Source organism: Glutamicibacter sp. BW78 (assembly GCF_002332245.1).
GTDB lineage: Bacteria > Actinomycetota > Actinomycetes > Actinomycetales > Micrococcaceae > Arthrobacter_H > Arthrobacter_H rhombi_A.
On record NZ_NRGU01000030.1, the window covers coordinates 218,146 to 236,483 of the forward strand.

General features: G+C 65.7%; 20 protein-coding genes and 2 tRNA genes. 13 read left to right on the forward strand and 9 right to left on the reverse strand.

Annotated elements, in window-relative coordinates:
* Positions 1–54 precede the first annotated feature (54 nt).
* The 10 genes from mshD (at position 55) to CIK75_RS05500 (ending at position 9,473) form a co-directional block, all read left to right on the forward strand.
* Positions 55–1,038 (forward strand): mycothiol synthase, encoded by a 984-nt coding sequence (gene mshD / locus CIK75_RS05455; RefSeq protein WP_096223386.1) that lies wholly within the window; start codon positions 55–57, stop codon positions 1,036–1,038.
* Between the two features lie 95 nt (positions 1,039–1,133).
* Positions 1,134–3,344 (forward strand): RNA degradosome polyphosphate kinase, encoded by a 2,211-nt coding sequence (locus CIK75_RS05460; protein WP_096223387.1) that lies wholly within the window; start codon positions 1,134–1,136, stop codon positions 3,342–3,344.
* On the forward strand, positions 3,302–4,312 hold the full coding sequence (locus tag CIK75_RS05465; protein WP_241895302.1) for an NUDIX hydrolase: 1,011 nt from the start codon (positions 3,302–3,304) through the stop codon (positions 4,310–4,312). The genes CIK75_RS05460 and CIK75_RS05465 overlap by 43 nt, the downstream gene beginning before the upstream one ends.
* A gap of 82 nt (positions 4,313–4,394) precedes the next feature.
* Positions 4,395–4,745 carry a GNAT family N-acetyltransferase gene (locus CIK75_RS05470; protein ID WP_241895303.1) on the forward strand — a complete coding sequence of 117 codons (351 nt, stop codon included), beginning with the start codon at positions 4,395–4,397 and terminating at the stop codon, positions 4,743–4,745.
* Between the two features lie 66 nt (positions 4,746–4,811).
* Positions 4,812–5,570 carry a DUF1648 domain-containing protein gene (locus tag CIK75_RS05475; RefSeq protein ID WP_158225901.1) on the forward strand — a complete coding sequence of 253 codons (759 nt, stop codon included), beginning with the start codon at positions 4,812–4,814 and terminating at the stop codon, positions 5,568–5,570.
* Between the two features lie 28 nt (positions 5,571–5,598).
* Positions 5,599–6,402 (forward strand): thymidylate synthase, encoded by an 804-nt coding sequence (locus tag CIK75_RS05480; RefSeq protein WP_086999002.1) that lies wholly within the window; start codon positions 5,599–5,601, stop codon positions 6,400–6,402.
* Positions 6,399–6,980, forward strand: coding sequence for a dihydrofolate reductase (locus CIK75_RS05485; RefSeq protein ID WP_086999005.1), 582 nt, complete (start codon positions 6,399–6,401; stop codon positions 6,978–6,980). Before CIK75_RS05480 ends, CIK75_RS05485 begins: the two co-directional genes overlap by 4 nt.
* A complete protein-coding gene (locus tag CIK75_RS05490; protein WP_342744379.1) occupies positions 6,981–7,208 on the forward strand; it encodes an NF038396 family protein in 228 nt (75 codons plus the stop codon).
* A gap of 109 nt (positions 7,209–7,317) precedes the next feature.
* Entirely contained in the window at positions 7,318–8,436 is a 1,119-nt protein-coding gene (asd, locus tag CIK75_RS05495) for an aspartate-semialdehyde dehydrogenase (RefSeq protein ID WP_086999008.1), read from the forward strand.
* A 134-nt stretch (positions 8,437–8,570) separates the two neighbouring features.
* Complete coding sequence (locus CIK75_RS05500) at positions 8,571–9,473, forward strand: class II glutamine amidotransferase (protein WP_086999011.1); 903 nt, start codon at positions 8,571–8,573, stop codon at positions 9,471–9,473.
* A gap of 119 nt (positions 9,474–9,592) precedes the next feature.
* On the opposite strand, the gene CIK75_RS05505 is transcribed toward CIK75_RS05500, so the two are convergent.
* The 4 genes from CIK75_RS05505 to CIK75_RS05520 all read right to left on the reverse strand — a co-directional run bounded on the left by CIK75_RS05505 (position 9,593) and on the right by CIK75_RS05520 (position 11,819).
* On the reverse strand, positions 9,593–9,784 hold the full coding sequence (locus tag CIK75_RS05505; RefSeq protein WP_086999014.1) for a hypothetical protein: 192 nt from the start codon (positions 9,782–9,784) through the stop codon (positions 9,593–9,595).
* A 78-nt stretch (positions 9,785–9,862) separates the two neighbouring features.
* Positions 9,863–10,927, reverse strand: coding sequence for a UDP-N-acetylmuramate dehydrogenase (locus CIK75_RS05510; protein WP_086999017.1), 1,065 nt, complete (start codon positions 10,925–10,927; stop codon positions 9,863–9,865).
* On the reverse strand, positions 10,924–11,370 hold the full coding sequence (locus tag CIK75_RS05515) for a MaoC family dehydratase (RefSeq protein WP_086999020.1): 447 nt from the start codon (positions 11,368–11,370) through the stop codon (positions 10,924–10,926). The genes CIK75_RS05510 and CIK75_RS05515 overlap by 4 nt, the downstream gene beginning before the upstream one ends.
* Positions 11,367–11,819, reverse strand: coding sequence for a MaoC family dehydratase N-terminal domain-containing protein (locus tag CIK75_RS05520; protein WP_086999023.1), 453 nt, complete (start codon positions 11,817–11,819; stop codon positions 11,367–11,369). Before CIK75_RS05520 ends, CIK75_RS05515 begins: the two co-directional genes overlap by 4 nt.
* A gap of 167 nt (positions 11,820–11,986) precedes the next feature.
* Between CIK75_RS05520 and CIK75_RS05525 the strand changes: the two genes are divergently transcribed.
* A complete protein-coding gene (locus CIK75_RS05525) occupies positions 11,987–12,313 on the forward strand; it encodes a metalloregulator ArsR/SmtB family transcription factor (RefSeq protein ID WP_086999025.1) in 327 nt (108 codons plus the stop codon).
* A 5-nt stretch (positions 12,314–12,318) separates the two neighbouring features.
* Positions 12,319–13,974, forward strand: a complete 1,656-nt coding sequence (locus CIK75_RS05530) for a SulP family inorganic anion transporter (protein ID WP_086999028.1) — start codon at positions 12,319–12,321, stop codon at positions 13,972–13,974.
* Positions 13,975–13,981: 7 nt separating this feature from the next.
* Here the strand turns inward: CIK75_RS05530 and CIK75_RS05535 are convergent, their stop codons facing one another.
* The 5 genes from CIK75_RS05535 to CIK75_RS05555 all read right to left on the reverse strand — a co-directional run bounded on the left by CIK75_RS05535 (position 13,982) and on the right by CIK75_RS05555 (position 17,615).
* Positions 13,982–14,239: a hypothetical protein gene (locus CIK75_RS05535; RefSeq protein ID WP_086999031.1), complete on the reverse strand. Its 258-nt coding sequence runs from the start codon at positions 14,237–14,239 to the stop codon at positions 13,982–13,984.
* A gap of 19 nt (positions 14,240–14,258) precedes the next feature.
* Positions 14,259–15,221: a DUF2797 domain-containing protein gene (locus CIK75_RS05540; protein ID WP_241895304.1), complete on the reverse strand. Its 963-nt coding sequence runs from the start codon at positions 15,219–15,221 to the stop codon at positions 14,259–14,261.
* A gap of 86 nt (positions 15,222–15,307) precedes the next feature.
* Positions 15,308–15,381: transfer RNA gene (locus CIK75_RS05545), tRNA-Met, on the reverse strand.
* 71 nt (positions 15,382–15,452) lie between these two features.
* A tRNA-Thr gene (locus CIK75_RS05550) sits at positions 15,453–15,524 on the reverse strand.
* A gap of 216 nt (positions 15,525–15,740) precedes the next feature.
* Positions 15,741–17,615 (reverse strand): DEAD/DEAH box helicase, encoded by a 1,875-nt coding sequence (locus tag CIK75_RS05555; RefSeq protein WP_086999034.1) that lies wholly within the window; start codon positions 17,613–17,615, stop codon positions 15,741–15,743.
* A gap of 282 nt (positions 17,616–17,897) precedes the next feature.
* On the opposite strand from CIK75_RS05555, the gene CIK75_RS16205 reads away from it, so the two are divergent.
* Complete coding sequence (locus CIK75_RS16205) at positions 17,898–18,323, forward strand: hypothetical protein (RefSeq protein ID WP_158225902.1); 426 nt, start codon at positions 17,898–17,900, stop codon at positions 18,321–18,323.
* The last annotated feature ends 15 nt before the right edge of the window (positions 18,324–18,338 follow it).

The following is an 18,338-nucleotide window of genomic DNA, read 5'->3' on the forward strand; positions in this document are numbered from 1 at the left end:
CCCGACAGGGGTCGCGGGCTGCACAAGCAGGTCCAGCGGGGATATGTTGGGTGCATGAGCGCGACCCAGAACACCGATTGGACCATCACCCTTGTCAACGGCAGGCCTGATCAGGACCTGCTGCGGCGGATCACCGCCCTAGCGGCGGAGGCCGAGGACAGCGACGGTAATCCGCCGCTGAGCGACCAGACGATCGTGGAACTGCGGACCGGGGAGGCCTCCGAGGGCCTCATGGTTGTCACCGCTTGGCTCTGCGACGACGATGGCGCGGTTTCCGGGGAGTTGGTGGGCGTCGCCGTGGCTGTTTCCACCGGCGATCCGACCCCCGGGACCCTTGAGCTGGTGGTCCACCCCGAATACCGTAACGATGGGATCGGTGCCGCACTGCTGGCCTCCCTCGATGCCCGTTCCCCCTTGGAAGCGATGCAGGCGTGGTCGCACGGCAACCATGCTGCTGCGTCCCGGCTGGCGCAGCGCCACGGGTTCGTGCCCATTCGTGAGCTATGGCGTATGCGTTTGATGCACGACGCAGGACTTCCGGCCGCCGAGATGCCTCCCGGGTACCGGCTGCGCCGGTTCGTTCCCGGACAGGACGAGGAAGCCTGGTTGGCGGCCAATGCCGCGGCATTCGTGGACCATGCGGAGCAGGGTTCGATGACCCGGGCAGACCTGCTGGCCCGGATGGACGAGGACTGGTTCGACCCCGAGGGCTTCCTGATCGCCGAGGCTGGGGACGGTTCGATCGCCGGCTTCCATTGGACCAAGGTCCACCCGCCGTTGAAGGACAGTGCCACCGGAGCGCACCAGAGCCTGGGGGAGGTCTATGTGGTCGGTGTGGTCCCCGCAGCCCAGGGCACCGGGCTGGGCAGGGCCCTGACCATTGCCGGCATCGAGCATTTGCGCTCTCGTGGCCTCCAGGCCGTCATGCTCTACGTCGATGCCGACAACACCGCCGCCGTCGGGCTCTATAACAAGCTCGGTTTCACCCGTTGGGACGTGGACGTGATGTATGCGCACGGCACGACGACCGCCGGGTAAAGTAAAGCAGGAACGCACCGTCGCGCCTGCGCCGGAATCGTGGGCGCCCCGGAGCTTGTCGCAACTCCACACATTTGTACGTTAGGACGGACCCGATGGACAGCACCTCCGTAGCCGCAGCGAGCTTTGGCGACGGTGATGTGCCATCGGCCCGGGCGACCCAGGACCGCATCGAACTACCGCTCTTCGATCCGCCGCTGGGTCCTGAGGGGGATTTCACTCTCGACCGTTTCCTGGACCGTGAGGTCAGCTGGCTGGATTTCAATGCCCGCGTACTCGAGCTCGCGGAGGATCCCGACCTGTACCTGCTGGAGCGCATCAGCTTCCTGTCGATTTTCGCCTCCAACCTCGACGAGTTCTTCATGGTCCGCGTCGCCGGTCTCAAACGCCGGATCGCGACCGGTTTGGCGGTCCCTTCGGCCGCCGGGGTGAGCCCCATCGACCAGCTCGAGGAGATCCTGGTGATGGCCAAGGATCTGCAGTTGCGTCATGCTCGGGTCTTCGCCGAGACGCTGCGTCCCGCGCTGGCCGCCGAACAGATCGAGATCACCCGCTGGAACCAGCTGGACCAGTCGGCACAAGAGGAGATGCGGCGGTGGTTCGTCGCCCAAGTCTTCCCGATTTTGACTCCCCTGGCCGTGGACCCGGCCCACCCGTTCCCCTACATTTCGGGGTTGTCGCTGAACCTTGCGGTGATCGTGCGCAACCCGGTCAGCAGCAAGGAGCTCTTCGCCCGGCTGAAGGTCCCCGATATGCTGCCGCGGCTGATTTCGGTGGACGGGCCCCGCGCCGGAAACACTGCAGGACGACTGGCCCGGTTCATCCCCCTCGAAGATGTCATCGCCCAACACCTGGAATACCTCTTCCCGGGGATGGAGGTCGTCGAACACCACACGTTCAGGGTGACCCGCAACGAGGACCTTGAAGTCGAGGAGGACGACGCAGAAAACCTGTTGCAGGCCCTCGAGAAGGAACTGCTGCGCCGTCGTTTCGGCCCTCCGGTCCGCCTCGAAGTCGCCAGCGACATCAACCCCACCATCCGGGACTTGCTGGTGCGGGAGCTCGGGGTCGAGGAGGACGAGGTCTTCGAGGTACCCGCGCCTTTGGACCTGCGTGGTCTTTCGGTGATTGCCAACATTGATCGCGCCGACCTGCACTACCCCAAGCAGTTGGCCCACACCAGCCGCGATTTGAACCCGTCGGAGACCTCGAAGGCCGCCAATGTGTTTGCTGCGATGCGCCGCCGGGACATCCTGCTGCACCACCCCTACGATTCATTCTCGACCTCGGTGCAGGCCTTCCTCGAACAGGCAGCCTCCGACCCGAAGGTCCAGGCCATCAAACAGACCCTGTACCGCACCTCGGGGGACTCCCCGATCGTCGATGCCCTCATCGACGCCGCCGAGGCGGGCAAGCAGGTCTTGGCCCTGGTGGAGATCAAGGCCAGATTCGATGAACAGGCAAATATCTCGTGGGCCCGGAAGCTCGAAGAGGCGGGCGTCCATGTGGTGTACGGGATCGTGGGCCTAAAAACCCATTCCAAGCTGTCCCTGGTCATCCGTCGTGAAGGTGACCGGCTGCGTCGCTATTGCCATATCGGCACCGGCAACTACCACCCGCGCACGGCCAGGTACTACGAGGATCTCGGCCTATTGACCACCGATGAGCAGGTCGGAGAGGATCTCTCCCGGCTGTTTAATCAGCTCTCTGGCTATGCTCCGCGTTCGACCTTCAAACGCCTGCTGGTGGCTCCCCGATCACTTCGTTCCGGACTGATCGACCGCATCGACCAGGAGATTCAGCACCGCGAGGCGGGGCGTGAGGCCCGGGTGGTCATCAAGGTCAACTCCATGGTCGACGAGGCCATCATCGATGCCCTCTACCGGGCCAGCCAGGCCGATGTGAAGGTCGATGTGATCGTCCGGGGCATCTGTTCGCTGCGCCCCGGGGTACCCGGGCTGAGCGAAAACATCAGGGTCCGCTCCATCTTGGGCCGTTTCCTGGAGCATTCACGGGTCTTTGCCTTCCATAATGATGCGGACCCGGTGATCTACATCGGCTCTGCAGATATGATGCACCGCAACCTGGACCGCCGGGTAGAGGCCCTGGTCAGAATCTCCAATCAGGAGGACGTCGCAGAGTTGCAGCGCATCCTGGACCGGTATCTGGACGAGGGGACCGCCAGTTGGCATCTTGACTCGGACGGTGATTGGACCCGCCACCACCTCGGCCCGGACGGGGAACCGCTCTCCGACGTGCAGTCGTGGCTGCTGGAATCCCGCCAGCGCTGGACGGCCCGCCGCTGATGTCACTGGTACTGCGCTCTTCCGATGACCCCCTCGTCACCGGCGGGACCGTCAAGGTGCTCGCGGGCGGGGCGATCCCCTGGCGGATCTCCGAGGGAAACCTCGAGGTTCTCCTGATTCACCGGGAGAAGTACGACGACTGGTCCTGGCCCAAGGGCAAGCTCGACGATGGTGAAACCCTCCCACAGTGCGCCGTCCGGGAAGTGCAGGAGGAAGTGGGCCTCCGGATCACCCTGGGCATCCCGCTTCCGGCGATCCGCTACCCCGTGAAAGCCGGACAGAAGGTCGTCTACTACTGGGCGGCCCACGTCCCCAGCGAGCACTTCGCGCCCGATGGCCACGAAGTCGATGCCGCACGCTGGGTTTCCTGCGCCGAGGCAAGGCGCCAGCTGACGAACCCTTCGGATATCGACCCACTGGATACCCTCGAGGGCGCCTATATCAATGGCCGTCTGGCCACGGTCCCCTTCATCGTGGTCCGCCATGCCAAGGCGAAGCCGAGGTCGAGCTGGACGAAGGAAGAAGGCAAACGCCCGCTCGCCGCCACCGGTAAGCGACAGGCATTGGAAGTGGACGCACTCCTGTCCTCCTGGCGCCCCGAACGGGTCGCCAGCAGCCCCTGGACACGATGCATCCAGACCGTCTCCCCGTATTTGAAACGCCACGACCTGGGCGTGAAGCTGGTTCCTGCGTTGACCGAGCATGAGGCCAAACGCCGACCGTCCACGGCACGCAAGGCAGTGTTGAAGCTGCTCAATAAGGGTGTCCCGCAGGCCGTGTGCACCCACCGCCCGGTCTTGCCCCTCGTGTTCGACGCGTTGGCCGAGCGGCTCCCCGGGCCCTTGGCCCGTTTCCTGCCGGCCGCAGACCCTTATCTGCGCCCCGGTGCCATGGTTGTGTTGCATCTGCCGGTGACGAAACTCCGTAAACCGGTATCCGTTGAGGTCTTTGAAACCTTCGATGACTGATACCCGGCCGTTGGGCAGGTAGTGCCCGGGCGGGGCGCCGAGTAGGCTCGGTGAACAGCTATCCGCCGTTCCAGGAGGTAATGTGACCGCCGACCACGAGCAACAGCCCGCAGTGCCGGGCTGGCGTCCGGAAAAGATCGTCCATGAGGGTCTGCGTCTGGAACATGACGCGGACCGCGGCCGGTATGCGCTCTGGCAGGGCGAGGAATTCATCGGCTTCCTCGGCTACAGCACCGACCCGCAGAGCGGGATCGTGACGCTGCAGCACACCATCATCGATGAGGCCCATGGCCGCCATGGGTATGCCCGGGCCCTGGTCACCCTGGTGCTGGACGAGCTACGTGCGGCACGGCGCCGAGTCATCGTCGAATGCAGCTACATCCAGGACTATCTGGATCGCTACCCCGAATATCAGGACCTGGTCCTCGAATAACCGAATCAGAACGACGTCAGCAGGCGGGCAGCCAACGCCGGACCCCCTAGGATCGAAGGCATGGGGATGACGATCACTGACAAAGAGTTGACCCGCGGTCGTGGAGGAATTTGGCTGACCTATCTGGTGGGGCTGCTGCTTCTCCTCGCCACCCAGCTGTACGGCTTGAGCCTGTATGCGGGGTTGCCCGAAACGGTCCCCACCCACTGGGGACCCTCCGGCGCCCCGGACGCCTTTGCGGATAAATCCCCCGGCGCCGTTTTTGGCATGTTGTGGATCGGCGCGGGGGTCATCGTCGTGCTGGCTTTCATCGCCGCAGTGGTCCCTGCGATGTCACCGGCTCGTACCCGGGCCTCCGAATATCGCCGCGTTCGTCGCGAGGGGATGATCCGGGGAACCATGAACGCCTTGGGCGTGGCCTCGATCGCCCTCGCTGCCGTGTTCTCCAGCCTGGCCCTTCAAGGCTGGCTCAGACCGGAGCACGTGGGCGGTTGGTTTGCCGTCTTCCTCGCGCCGATCCTGCTCGTTCCCATCGGCTGGGCCATGTGGCGGGGTTCGCGCTGGGGCCAACGCCGCGTCGTCGAACTGGGCATCCACCCGGATGAGGACGAAGCCGCCGAGGAACGCCGCTGGGTCGCCGGCGGGCTGTTCTACAACGATCCGGTCGACCCGCAGATCCTGGTCCCCAAACGGGAGGGAACGGGGACGGGGTTGACCATCAACATCGGCAATCCGAAGGGAAAATGGGCCATCGTGATCTTCCTGCTCGTGATCCTCGGCCTGCCCATCGCCATGTCACTGGGCATCGCGGCGGGCACCGCCTAGGCCCCCTGGAGACCGGTAGACTTTGGCCATGGCTATACCCACCCCCTATGAGGATCTGCTCCGCGATGTGCTGGAAAACGGCACCCCGTCCCCGGATCGAACCGGAACCGGCACCCGCAGTGTCTTCGGCCGGCAAATTCGTTTTGATCTGCAAGCCGGATTCCCGCTGATCACCACCAAGCGCGTCCACTTCAAATCGGTGGCCGCCGAACTCTTGTGGTTCCTCCGCGGGGAATCCAACGTCTCCTGGCTGCAGGAACAGGGCGTGCGGATCTGGAACGAATGGGCCGACGAGAACGGCGACCTCGGGCCGGTGTACGGGGTGCAGTGGCGCTCCTGGCCCACCCCTGATGGTGGACATATCGACCAGATCACCCAAGTGGTCGACGCCCTGAAGACCAACCCGCATTCCCGCCGCCATCTCGTCTCGGCCTGGAACGTGGCCGAACTGGAGAACATGGCTCTGCCGCCCTGCCATGTCTTCTTCCAGTTCCATGTCTCCAACGGCAAACTCTCCTGCCAGCTCTACCAGCGCAGCGCCGACACCTTCCTCGGGGTCCCCTTCAATATCGCTTCCTACGCCCTGCTCACCCATCTGGTAGCCCAGCAGGTCGGCCTCGAGGTCGGGGAGTTCATCTGGACCGGCGGGGACGTACATATCTACGACAACCACCTCGACCAGGTCAACGAACAGCTCGGCCGGGAACCCTACCCGGCTCCCCGGCTGCGGTTGACCCGCACCCCGGAGTCCATCCTGGACTACCGGCTCGAGGACTTCGAGATCCTCGACTACCAACACCACCCGACCATCAAGGCACCGGTGGCCGTATGAGCCGCCACTCCGCCGACGCGACCACGGACGCTACGCCGGCAGGCCAGACCGGTGCCGCCGGGCGCATTGGCATGATCTGGGCCCAGACGGTGGACGGGGTGATCGGCCAGGAAGGCACCATGCCCTGGCACCTGCCCGAGGACATGAAGCATTTCAAGAACACCACCATGGGCCACCCGGTCATCATGGGCCGGCGGACCTGGGCCTCGATCCCACCGAAGTTCCGCCCCTTCTCGGGCCGTACCAACATCGTGCTGACCTCCGAAGCCCAGACGGCATCCGAGGTAGCCGAAGCTGGCGCCTCGGTGGCCGGATCCCCCCAGGAGGCACTGGATATCGCGGCCACCGCCGAGGGCCCGGCCGAGACCTGGATCTGCGGCGGTGGTGAGGTCTACGCCGCCTACGAGCCGTTGGCCGACACCGCAGTGGTCACGGTCATCAACATCGACGCCGCGGGCGATACCCGGGCTCCCCGGTTGTCTCCCGTCTGGAAATTGACGCTCAGCGAACCGTCGCAGGGATGGCTGACTGCCGCCAACGGGACCGAATACCGCCACGAACTTTGGGAGCGCAGCTAAGTGAAGGAAGCTTTCAAGGAACTGACGACGAAGCCGGAACCGCTCTTCGCGATCGGTTTCATGCTCTTCCCCCTGTTGGCCCTGATCTGTGCCGCACTCGGGCTCTGGATGATCATCACCGGCCAGGTCATCGGCGGGATCATCGTGTTGTTCACGATCACCCAGGCCTTTGCCCTGGGTGCCTTCTGGGCCATCAACCGCCGCGCCAAACTGCTCTCCGATCAGTAGCCCAGGCCCCACGAAAAAGAGTCAGGATCCGGCTGGGAAGCCCGGCATGGGCGGCTGGGCGAAGTAACCCGGCTGGGGTTCGACCCCCTGCCCACCGTACGATGGTTGAATGACTTCTACCGTTGGATTCATTGGATACCGAGGCATGGTTGGCTCCGTGCTCATGCAACGCATGCTCGACGAAGGGGACTTCGAGGGCATCGACCCGGTCTTCTTCTCGACCTCAAACCCGGGTGGCCCCGCCCCCTCGTTCGCCGCGGGTGCGGACGTTTTGCAGGATGCGTACGACGTCGACCAGCTGGCCAAGCTGCCGATCATTGTCACGGCCCAGGGTGGTGACTACACCCAGCGCGTCCATCCCGAACTGCGGGCCCGGGGATGGAAGGGCCTGTGGATCGATGCAGCATCCACCCTGCGCATGAACGACGACTCGATCGTCGTGCTGGACCCGGTGAACCGCAATGTCATTGACGCCGGACTGGCCGGCGGCACCCTGGACTTCATCGGCGGCAACTGCACCGTCTCGTGCATGCTCATGGGCCTGGGCGGACTGTTCCGCAACGGGCTGGTCGAATGGGGTACGGCGATGACCTACCAGGCGGCCTCCGGTGGCGGTGCCCGCCACATGCGCGAACTGCTCAACCAATTCGGTGGGATCCATTCCTCCGTAGGCACCGAGCTGGCAGATCCTTCCTCCGCCATCCTGGAGATCGACCGCAAGGTCCTCGAGGCCCAGCGCAGCGGCTTGGATGCCTCCGAGTTCGGTGTTCCGCTGGCCGGCTCGCTCATCCCGTGGATCGACGCCGATCTGGGCAACGGCCAGTCCAAGGAGGAATGGAAGGCCGGAGCGGAGACCAATAAGATTCTGGGCACCACCGCGGATAACCACATCATGCTCGATGGTCTCTGCGTTCGCGTCGGCGCCATGCGCTCGCATTCGCAAGCCCTGACCCTGAAGTTGACCGAGGACCTGCCGCTGGATGAAATCGAGCGCATCCTCGCCGAAGACAACGAGTGGGCCACCGTGGTCCCCAACTCCAAGGAGGCCACCATGGAGCAGCTGACCCCGGTTTCCGCTTCGGGAACGCTGGACATCCCGGTTGGACGTCTCCGCAAGATGGAAATGGGCCCGAAGTACCTCTCGGCCTTCACCGTCGGCGACCAGCTGCTCTGGGGTGCCGCCGAACCGCTGCGCCGCATGCTGGCCATTGCCCTGGGGCGCCTCTAGTCCCTGAACCCGCCACGACGACGGCTGCCCTCCGGGAGCCGTCGTCGTCGTTTAAGCGGGGCTGCAGCCCAGCCTGTTGCCTGCACGGCTGCCCGGGTCCAGACTGGCCTGACCAACCAGTTGTGGAGGTGGCCATGTGCCGCTGGCTTGCCTATGTGGGATCACCCATCACCATGGATACGGTGCTGACCAGGCCAAATCATTCACTGTTGGACCAGAGCCTGCTCGCCCGGGATCTCCAACTGCCCTCGCTGGCCATGTCTTCTCAGTTCCGCGACCATGCCTTCCCCACCAACGGGGACGGGTTCGGCTTGGCGTGGGCGGGCGTCAACGGCACGCTGGGGCAGTACCGGGAGATCACTCCCGCCTGGGACAGCCAGAACCTTCGTCATCTTGCGGCGCAGATCTCCTCCGGATGCTTTCTGGCCCATGTGCGTGCCGCCCCCGGGGGAACCATCGCCCAGGACAACTGCCACCCCTTTGTCCATGCCGGGTGGATGTTCCAGCACAACGGTGACATCAACGGCTTCAGTGCCGTCAAACGTGAACTGACCTTCGATGTGGCCCCCGAGCTCTACCCCTTCATCCGCGGTAATAGCGATACCGAGGTCTGCTTCTTCCTGGCCCTCACCTACGGATTGGCTACCGACCCCGTCCGGGCACTGACCCGGATGATCCTCCGGATCGAGCAGGCCCGGAAGGACCGGGGCCTGGCCGAGCCGTTCCGGGCCACCATCGCCGCCTCGGATGGGGAGCGGCTGTACGTCCTGCGGTGGGTCAGCCCCGACGCCCCGGCGGTCAAGGCCCCCTCGCTCTTCCACTCCTCTGGAGCGATGACACTGCATGTCGGCGTCGGCTTCGGGGCCGGCACCGGAGAGTTGGAGATGCTGCCCGCCGACGCCCAGCTGGTGGCCTCCGAACCGCTGGAGCTGCATTGGAGCAAACGGCACTGGGTTGAAGTTCCCCCGGCCACGGTGGGGGTCTTCACCCGCGGCCACGACCCGGTCTTCACCGCCTTGGAAACTACCGGCGGCTAGGCCTGCCGCCGGCTAGGCCCCGGCCACCCGGGCCCGGGAGACGCGAAGGGCGGGGGTACCAGCGGTTCGACCCGCGGTACCCCCGCCCTTCGAGGCATAGCCAACCGGCTCGCGTTGACTCAGGTGTCGTGGCGGGCGCGTCCCACATCCTCATGTGCCGTGTCATAGAGTCGCTGCAGCGAGGCCATCCGCTCATCGCTGATCTCCCCGGCAGCATGGGCCGCCTTGCCCTGGTCGAGCAAGCGTTTGGCTTCCTTCATGTTGCCTTCGGCCAGATCCATCGCGTGTTCCAGGCTCGTCTCGTGTTCCATGCCTCAATAATGCGTCAGTTCAGCCCTAAAAGTCCACGATGACTTGCACGGGGAGGAAATGTTAATCCTTCCGTGTCCTTAGAGCTCAATACCGATGAGCAGCGACTCGTTATGCAGGGTGACCCCGAAACGTTCGCTGACGCCGTCGCGAACGGCCCGGGCGATGGCCAGCAGGTCCTGCGCGGTGGCCTCACCACGATTAGTGATCGCCAGGGTGTGTTTGGTGGAGAGCGAAGCCCTCCCCCCGGCCAGTGAAGCGCCCGGGGTGCCGGGGAGCCCGAAACCTTTGGCGAAGCCGGCTCGGTCGATCAACCAGGCCGCAGAGAGCTTGGTTCCGCCCTCGGCGGGGAAACGCGGTGCGTCCTCGGGCAGGGATGCAGCGGTCTCGGCATCGACGATCGGGTTCGTGAAGAAGGACCCGGAGCTATAGGTATCCCGGTCGGAGGGGTCCAACACCATGCCTTTTCCTGCGCGCAAGCCCAGAACGGTGGAGCGGACGGCAGCTGCCTTCGCCCGGTCGCCCGCTGACACGCCCAAGGTCCGGGCGAGCTCGGCATAGGCGATCGGTGCTCCCCATTCGGAGGTCTCCAGCACGAAGCTGACGTCCAGGACCACGTAACGGGGGGAACCCTCCACCGTGGTCGCCTTGAGGAGGGAGTTCCGGTATCCGAAGTCCAGATCGGCGGCACCGAAAACCACCAGGCGGGCTTCCTGCCGGTCCCAGGCCCGAACAGATTCCAGTGTTTTGGACACATCGGTCCCATAGGCGCCGACGTTTTGTACCGGGGTGGCGCCTGCCGAACCGGGAATCCCCGACAAGGCTTCGAGCCCTACCAGGCCGGCGTCGAGGGTGCGCTGGACGACGTCGTCCCAGGGGTGCCCCGCTTGTACCGTGACTCGGGTCCCACCGGGTGCGCTGGCAATATCCACGCCCCGGGACACCACCCGCAGCACCGTGCCCGGGTAGCCGTCGTCGGAAATGACCAGATTGGAGCCCCCGGCCACCAGCAGGAGCCGGTGGCCGGCGTCGTCGGCTTCCCGCACAGCGGTGACGAGCTCCTGCTCGGTCCGTGCCTCGAGGTAGGTACCGGCGGGCCCCCCGACCCCATTGGTGGTCAGAGTGGACAGCAGTTGGCCCATCAGAGACGGACCAGTGCCTGCGCCTTGACCAAGACCTTTTCGCCACCGGCCATGACCGTCAGGTCCACGCGGGCCGTGCCTGCCTCGAGATCCAGCGCCCCGATCACACCGGTGACGTCCAAGGCGGTGCCCTGCGCGTCGGAGGGGTTCGTGCCGGCCGGATCCTCGACGATGACCGGCTTCGTGAAGCGACTCTGGTAGTCGATGACCGCTCCGGGGTCACCGACCCAGTCCTCCACGAGGGTGACGGCGGCGCCCATGGTGAACATGCCGTGGGCGATGACCCCGGGCAGCCCGACCTCGGTGGCGAAGCGTTCGTTCCAGTGGATCGGGTTGAAGTCACCGCTGGCCCCGGCATAGCGCACCAGATCGGCTCGATTCACGTGCAGCGTGCTGCTGCCGATCTCCTGGCCTTTTTCCAGGGTGGCGACATCGATGTTGCTCATGCTGCTTCCTCTCCGCGGACGAGAATCGACGAAATGGTGGTGGCGACGGATTCCCCGCCGGCCGTGGTGATTTCCGCGCGCGTGGTGATCATCGCGCCGGTTCCCATACCGCGGACCTTGTCCACATGCAGTTCGGCCACCAGTTCATCGCCGGCAACGATGGGGCGGTGCAGGGTGAAGCGCTGGTCGGCGTGGACCACCCGGGAGAAATCGATGCCCGACTCCGGATCGGCAATCAACTGGGCATCGGCCCGTTGGGCGACGATGATCGCGAAGGTCGGCGGCGCCACGAGATCGGCGTGGCCGAGCGAGGCTGCGGCTTCAAGGTCGTAGTGGGCGCCGTGGGTGGCCTTCGTGGCCGTCGCAAATTCGCGAATCTTCTCCCGGGAGACCACATAGGTCCCTCCCGCCGGATAGCTGCGCCCTTCAAGGGCCGGATTGATGCTCATATGTCCTCGCTGTCAGGCACGTCGATGGCTGGAACTGCTCGGCCTCCAGCCTATGACACCGGGCCCCGGCAGGGGGCGAACGATGGTGGAACGTGGCTCGTGTTCCCGGCCACGCCCCCTCCGGTATGATGGATTGATCAAGTCAGCGAGTTGTGGTGAAAGGCGACATGTTCCTGGACGATGAGCAACGGCCCCTATATGAAATCAAGGCCAACCTTTTCAAGGGCCTCGCCCACCCGGCACGCATCCGGGCCCTGGAAATCCTGTGCGCCGCCGAGGGTGGGACGGCCACGGTGTCCGACCTCTTGGAGCAGATGGACATCGAGTCCAGCCATCTATCCCAGCATCTCAGGGTGCTCCGTCGCCACCAGGTGGTGACCTCCGCACGCCGAGCGAGCCACGTCTATTACTCACTCGCCCACCCGGGGATCTCTGAATTGCTGGATATTGCGCGGATCTTCCTGAACGACCGGACGAGCGCGGGACCACGATGAAGGCCATGCGGCGCATCCACTCGTTCCTGCCGACCCTGAACGATTACGCCGAACTCCCCACGACCTGGCGCGCCGACATCCTGGCCGGGGTGACGGTGGGGATCGTCGCCCTTCCTCTCGCCCTGGCTTTCGGCGTGACCTCGGGAGTCGGCGCGGCAGCCGGACTGGTGACGGCCGTCGTCGCCGGATTCGTGGCGGCCATCTTCGGTGGCTCCCATGTGCAAGTTTCCGGCCCCACGGGGGCCATGGTGGTGATCCTCGCGCCCATCGTCGCCACCCATGGGGCGGGCTCGATCGCCCTGCTCTCGGTGATGGCCGGAGTGATCGTGCTGGCCGCAGGATTCCTGGGGGTGGGCCGCGCCGTGGCCTACATCCCGTGGCCCGTGGTGGAGGGGTTCACGCTCGGCATCGGGACCATCATCTTCCTGCAACAGGTCCCGCTGGCCACCGGTACCACGGCCCCCGCCGGACTCAACACCGCGGTGGCTGCCTGGTTGGCCGCCTCGACCTCCCTGTGGCCCACGGCAGCCATCACCCTGGGGATCGTGCTGTTGGTCGCCGCATTGATGGTGTTCGGCCCCCGGATCCATCCAGGGCTACCCGCTAGCCTGGCCGCCGTCGTGCTCATCACCGTCGCCGCCGAATGGCTCCAGCTGGATATTCCCCGGATCGGGGAACTCCCCTCGGCGCTCAGTGCCCCCTCCTTCCCCGGCTTCACGGTGCCCCTCATCGCCGATCTGGCCGGCCCCGCCCTGGCCGTCGCGGCCCTGGCAGCCATTGAATCGTTGCTCTCCGCGCGGGTCGCCGCCGGTTTGGTGGGCCCCAACGGCTCCGCCACGGGCCCATACCAGCCCGATCGCGAGCTGTTTGGCCAGGGCTTGGCGTCGATCGCCGCGGGGCTCTTCGGGGGCATGCCAGCCACCGGGGCGATCGCCCGGACCGCGGTGAATGTGCGCAGCGGTGCTCGCACCCGTTTGGCCTCCGTGGTGCACGCCCTGCTGCTCCTGGTGGTCGTCTATGCGGGGTCCCAGCTGGTGGGACGCATCCCGCTGGCCGTCCTGGCCGGGATTCTCATGGTGACCGCTACCCGTATGGTCTCCCGACACACCATGGCCTCCATTCTGCGTTCGAGTCGAGCCGATGCCGCCCTGTTCGTGATCACCGCGGTCGTCACCGTGGCCTTCGACCTGATCGAGGCCATCCAGATCGGAGTGCTCGTGGCCGCATTCTTTGCCCTGCGCACCGTCGCCAAGGCCTCGGGAGTCGCCAGGGAACCGTTGGAAGGCCCCGCAGCGGAGGGCGACGAACGGATCGCCATCTTCCGGCTCGACGGGGCCATGTTCTTCGGGGCAGCAGAGAAAATCCTGCAGGACCTGCAATCGGTGACGGGAGTCGAGGTGGTGATCCTGCGCCTGTCACGGCTGCGGATGCTCGACGCGACCGGCGCCCACGCCCTGGTGGAGATCATCGGGGCGCTGGAACGCCGCAAGGTCACCGTGTTGATCAAGGGCATCAAACCCGAGCATCTCCAGCTCGCCGATACCGTCGGGGTGATCGCCGCCCTGAGGCACTACCGCCACTCTTTCGATGAGCTGGAACCGGCGATCGACCATGCCCGCAAACATGTACGTGAGAACCGCGAGGCCGACGAGGCCAGCTGAGCGTGTCTTAGCGCCCGGATTTCTGTTGGGGGGCCGGCGGGTTCTGCCGCCGATAGGCCTTCACATCTCGGCCACGGACCATCAGACCCCCCACATGGGTCAGCAGGCCGACCAGGATAATGGCGACCGCCGTGTACATCAGCGGACGGTTGGTGGTGTTGGCGCCGACCAACGCCAGGATGATGCCCAGCCCGGAAATGGACATGGAGGCGATCACCAGGAGCTTATAGAGGCTCGACGCCGATTCCCAGGGTGTGCTGATCATGCCCTCCAGTGTATCGGGGTCAGAACAAGGAGTCCTGCGCGGCGGGTATCGCCGTGGAGTACTCGCCCGGGGTGACCCTGCGCCCCTTGAGCACCGCGGCATCGGCGGCGTAGAGACGTTCCGAGCCCTCCAAACGCACACCCAGGCTCTGGCCCAGCACGGATTCGACGACGAAACCGTGGGTACTGGCGCTGAGCCATCCGGGGTAGGCATAGAGCTCCCCGGCATCCCAGGCAGCCAGCATCATCCGAGCCTGTCGGGGCGGGGCGAAGGCCTCCTCCGCGGGTTCGACCTCGAGCTCGCGGACCGCGGGATCCTCGGCGAGCAGGGCCAGCACGCGCTCCGCTGCCTCCTGGTGCACCCCGGCCAGCGAACCGGCGTCGTACACTCCAGTGGCAGAGGGGCCGCCCTGCCCCGGCTCGGTCAATCCCGAGGTTTTGGCCGAGGACCGCACGGCTTGGCTCAGACCGAGTCGTTCGGTGACCAGGTCCTCGAGTACGCGGACCACACGTCCGTCGGCTGCCAACGCCACGTAGGTGCCGTTGACGGCACCCTGCTGGGCGAGCCGGCGCCACTTATTGCCCTCCCCCGCGGTACCGACCTTGGAGGCCCCGTTGGCGAAGGTGGCGACGTAGAGCCACTGCGGGCGGGCCAGATAGGCGCGTAAACCCGGCGGGGCGATCCCCGAACGGTGAAAGTCGTGCATGAAGCGGGCTTCGTCACGCGCCACGCAGGACCCACATTGGGTTCCGCGTTCGGCACGTGCGGCGTCGGGGCAATCGACGTGTTCCCACCCCTCGGTTGCGTGGACCAACGTATGGCCCAGGCACCAGCGTCCGGGGGCCACGGCGAAGGAGCAGCTTGTTCCCGGTTCCAACACGATGTCGGCTCCTGCGCCGTGACGGGTGCGCCGGGTCCAGGAGGGGGTGGTGCCATCGGCGGGCCATTCGATACCGCTACTGAGCAGGGCCGGTGATTCCATCCCTCCAGCATAGATGGAGGGGTTCGGGATGCTGCGGCCGCGTTAACGACGAAATCCGCCCCGCGAACGGGACGGATTCCTATGGGTAGCGGTGCCGGGACTCGATCCCGGGACCTCACGATTATGAGTCGTGCGCTCTAACCAGCTGAGCTACACCGCCACGAATGTGAAATGCCCGCGTCTGCGTCGGTTTCTCTCGCGAGTCGACACGGACGCGGGCTTTCCATTCAGAGCCCCCCACCGGAATCGATCCGGTGACCTCGTTCTTACCAAGAACGCGCTCTACCACTGAGCTAGGGGGGCAACGGAGAAAAACATTACCAGCATTTCCCGCCCGGATGAAATCGGGGGCACTCCTTGTGTTGGACGCCACATAATGAGCGCACGCACGGACCTCATCGGACCGACGACTACCCCGTCACCGCGGGCCCCTGGACGGACTGAAGGCCGGGCATCCCCGTGGGGACACCCGGCCTTCAAACCTTGTCAGTCGGCGGGCCGCAGTGGGCCCTGCGGCTGCTAGTAGCTGCGGCCGCGGCCGCCTTCGAAGCTGCGCTGGGAGCTACGGGGCTTACGCGATCCGCCGGAGCCGCCACGGCTTCCCTCGTCCTTGCGGTAGCCTCCGCCGCCGCCACGGTTGCCGTCGAAGCCGCCACGGTCCTTGCGGTAGCCGCCCCCGCCGCCTTCACGTTCGCGGCGTGGCGCACGGCCGGTATCCAGCTCCAGGCGGATCAGCTCGCCACCGATGCGGGTGCGGGACAGCGAGTTCCACTGGTCCTTGGACAGTTCGGCGGGCAACTCCACCAAGGTGTGGTCGGCGCGGATATCGATCCCGCCGATCTGGCCGGAGTTGAAGCCGCCCTCATTGGCCAGGGCACCGACGATCGATCCGGGCATCACGCGTTGGCGACGTCCGACGGCGATCCTGTAGGTCGCGTTGCCTTCGGTGAGGGTGCGTGTCGGCCCGCGGGAGCCGAAGCCATCCTTGGCGCCCTTGGACATGCGTGCCTGCTTGGCCGGCGGGGTTGGCAGTTCCTCCATCAGCAGCGGGCGTCCACCCTGGGCCATATGGGCCAGGGCTGCGGCGACCTCCACTGCCGAGACGTCATGTTCGGCCTCGAACTTCTCCACGAGGTTGCGGAAGACGCCCAGCTCCTGGGAGGCCAGGGTTTCGGAGATCTGGCCGGCGAAACGCTCGAGGCGCTTATCGTTGACGATATCGACGCTGGGCAGCGCCATGGCCTCGACCGGCTGGCGCGTGGCCCGCTCGATGGCGCGCAGCATGTGCTTTTCACGCGGGGTCATGAACAGGATCGCGTCACCCTGGCGTCCGGCCCGGCCGGTGCGGCCGATGCGGTGCACATAGGACTCGGTGTCGTGCGGGATGTCGTAGTTGAAGACGTGGCTGATGCGTTCGACGTCGAGGCCACGGGCCGCAACATCGGTGGCGACCAGGATATCGATCTTGCCGCTGCGCAGGTTCTCGACCGTGCGCTCGCGCTGCTGCTGCGGGATGTCGCCGTTGATGGCTGCGGTCGTGAATCCGCGGGCCTTGAGCTTATCGGCAAGGTCCTCGGTGGCCATCTTGGTGCGCACGAAGGCGATGACGCCCTCGTGGGCTTCGGATTCCAGGATCCGGGTCATCGCGTCGAGCTTATGCGCGCCCATCACCTGGACGTACCGCTGGCGGGTGTTCTTGCCGGTGGTGGTCGAGGACTTCACCGACACCTCCTGCGGGTTGCGCAGGTACTGCTTGGAGATCCGGCGGATGGAGCCGGGCATCGTGGCCGAGAAGAGGGCCACCTGCTTCTCCTCGGGGGTGGCCTCGAGGATCTTGTCGACCTCTTCGGCGAAGCCCATGCGCAGCATCTCGTCGGCTTCGTCGAGGACGACGTACTGCAGATGCGACAGGTCCAGGGACCCCTTGTTGATGTGGTCGATCACACGCCCCGGGGTGCCGACGACGACCTGGGCGCCACGGCGCATGGCCGAGAGCTGCGGGCCGTAGGGGGAGCCACCGTAGACGGGCAGGACGGTGAAGTCACCCATGTGCTTGGCGTAGGAGGTGAAGGCCTCGGCGACCTGTAGCGCGAGTTCGCGGGTCGGGGCCAGGACCAGAACCTGGGTATTGCGGGCGGTCCCGTTCTGATCGGCCAATTCGGCCATCCGTGACAGGGCGGGGATCGCGAAGGCTGCGGTCTTGCCGGTGCCGGTCTGGGCCAGACCGACGACGTCGCGGCCTTCCAGGAGCATCGGGATGGTCGCGGCCTGGATCGGGGTCGGGGTCTCATAGCCGAGGTCCTCGACGGCTGCGAGGACGCGGCCATCGATCCCGAGGTCGGAGAACTTCACCGGGGTCTCTTCGGAGGGGGTTTCGGGCGTGTTGGTGGACATGTCGGAAGACACGGGGCATTACCTCATTCATAGGGGCGGATAACCCGTGGCTCTGACGAGGCGGGATCCGCGGCACATTCGGACTCAAACACCAGTCCGGCCGCTCCCCTATGAAGAAACTGCCCACTATTTTGCGGACTCACACACGATGAGCTCCTGCCTCAAGAATTGGGCAGGATGCGAGGGAAGCCGGATATCGGTGAGATCCCAGTCTACAGGAGGGTGCGGCACGACGACGGGCCGAACGCTGTGCGGTTGGGCACACCCAGTAAGCTGGCAGGCGTGAACAAACTTCCCCTCACCCTGCGACTGGCCGTCGGCTGGTGGACCGTGCTGGCAGCCGCCCTGCTGGGTCTGGGCATCGCCTCGTGGGGGAACTCCAAACTCTTGGACGACCGCGGCCCGTCGGGGCTCGTGGCACTCGGAGTGCTGCTGGCCCTACTGGGCCTCGGCGTTGGTTACGGCGCCTGGCGCCTCTCCCGCGGAAAACTGGCTGGGCGCGCCTGGCTGACGACCATCGGACTCATCGGCGGGGTTCCACTGATCCTGCGCGGCCCCCGACTCGGGGTCATCGGGGCGACCCTGCTCATCGGCGTCGTCCTGCTCTGGTTGCCGCCGAGCCTGGCCTATTTCAAGGAGCAGTCCAGGGCAGCACGGGCCGAGCGCAAGGCCCAGCGCCGTGCCCTGCGCAGCCTTCCTCCGAAGTAGCTCGAACACACCGTG

Bases quoted from the DNA above. Each gene is read 5' to 3' on its own strand.
- mshD (WP_096223386.1), top strand. From the start codon at position 55: ATGAGCGCGACCCAGAACACCGATTGGACCATCACCCTTGTCAACGGC.
- CIK75_RS05460 (WP_096223387.1), top strand. From the start codon at position 1,134: ATGGACAGCACCTCCGTAGCCGCAGCGAGCTTTGGCGACGGTGATGTG.
- CIK75_RS05475 (WP_158225901.1), top strand. From the start codon at position 4,812: ATGACGATCACTGACAAAGAGTTGACCCGCGGTCGTGGAGGAATTTGG.
- CIK75_RS05480 (WP_086999002.1), top strand. From the start codon at position 5,599: ATGGCTATACCCACCCCCTATGAGGATCTGCTCCGCGATGTGCTGGAA.
- CIK75_RS05485 (WP_086999005.1), top strand. From the start codon at position 6,399: ATGAGCCGCCACTCCGCCGACGCGACCACGGACGCTACGCCGGCAGGC.
- asd (WP_086999008.1), top strand. From the start codon at position 7,318: ATGACTTCTACCGTTGGATTCATTGGATACCGAGGCATGGTTGGCTCC.
- CIK75_RS05500 (WP_086999011.1), top strand. From the start codon at position 8,571: ATGTGCCGCTGGCTTGCCTATGTGGGATCACCCATCACCATGGATACG.
- CIK75_RS05505 (WP_086999014.1), bottom strand. From the start codon at position 9,784: ATGGAACACGAGACGAGCCTGGAACACGCGATGGATCTGGCCGAAGGC.
- CIK75_RS05515 (WP_086999020.1), bottom strand. From the start codon at position 11,370: ATGAGCAACATCGATGTCGCCACCCTGGAAAAAGGCCAGGAGATCGGC.
- CIK75_RS05520 (WP_086999023.1), bottom strand. From the start codon at position 11,819: ATGAGCATCAATCCGGCCCTTGAAGGGCGCAGCTATCCGGCGGGAGGG.
- CIK75_RS05525 (WP_086999025.1), top strand. From the start codon at position 11,987: ATGTTCCTGGACGATGAGCAACGGCCCCTATATGAAATCAAGGCCAAC.
- CIK75_RS05530 (WP_086999028.1), top strand. From the start codon at position 12,319: ATGCGGCGCATCCACTCGTTCCTGCCGACCCTGAACGATTACGCCGAA.
- CIK75_RS05535 (WP_086999031.1), bottom strand. From the start codon at position 14,239: ATGATCAGCACACCCTGGGAATCGGCGTCGAGCCTCTATAAGCTCCTG.
- CIK75_RS05540 (WP_241895304.1), bottom strand. From the start codon at position 15,221: ATGGAATCACCGGCCCTGCTCAGTAGCGGTATCGAATGGCCCGCCGAT.
- CIK75_RS05555 (WP_086999034.1), bottom strand. From the start codon at position 17,615: ATGTCCACCAACACGCCCGAAACCCCCTCCGAAGAGACCCCGGTGAAG.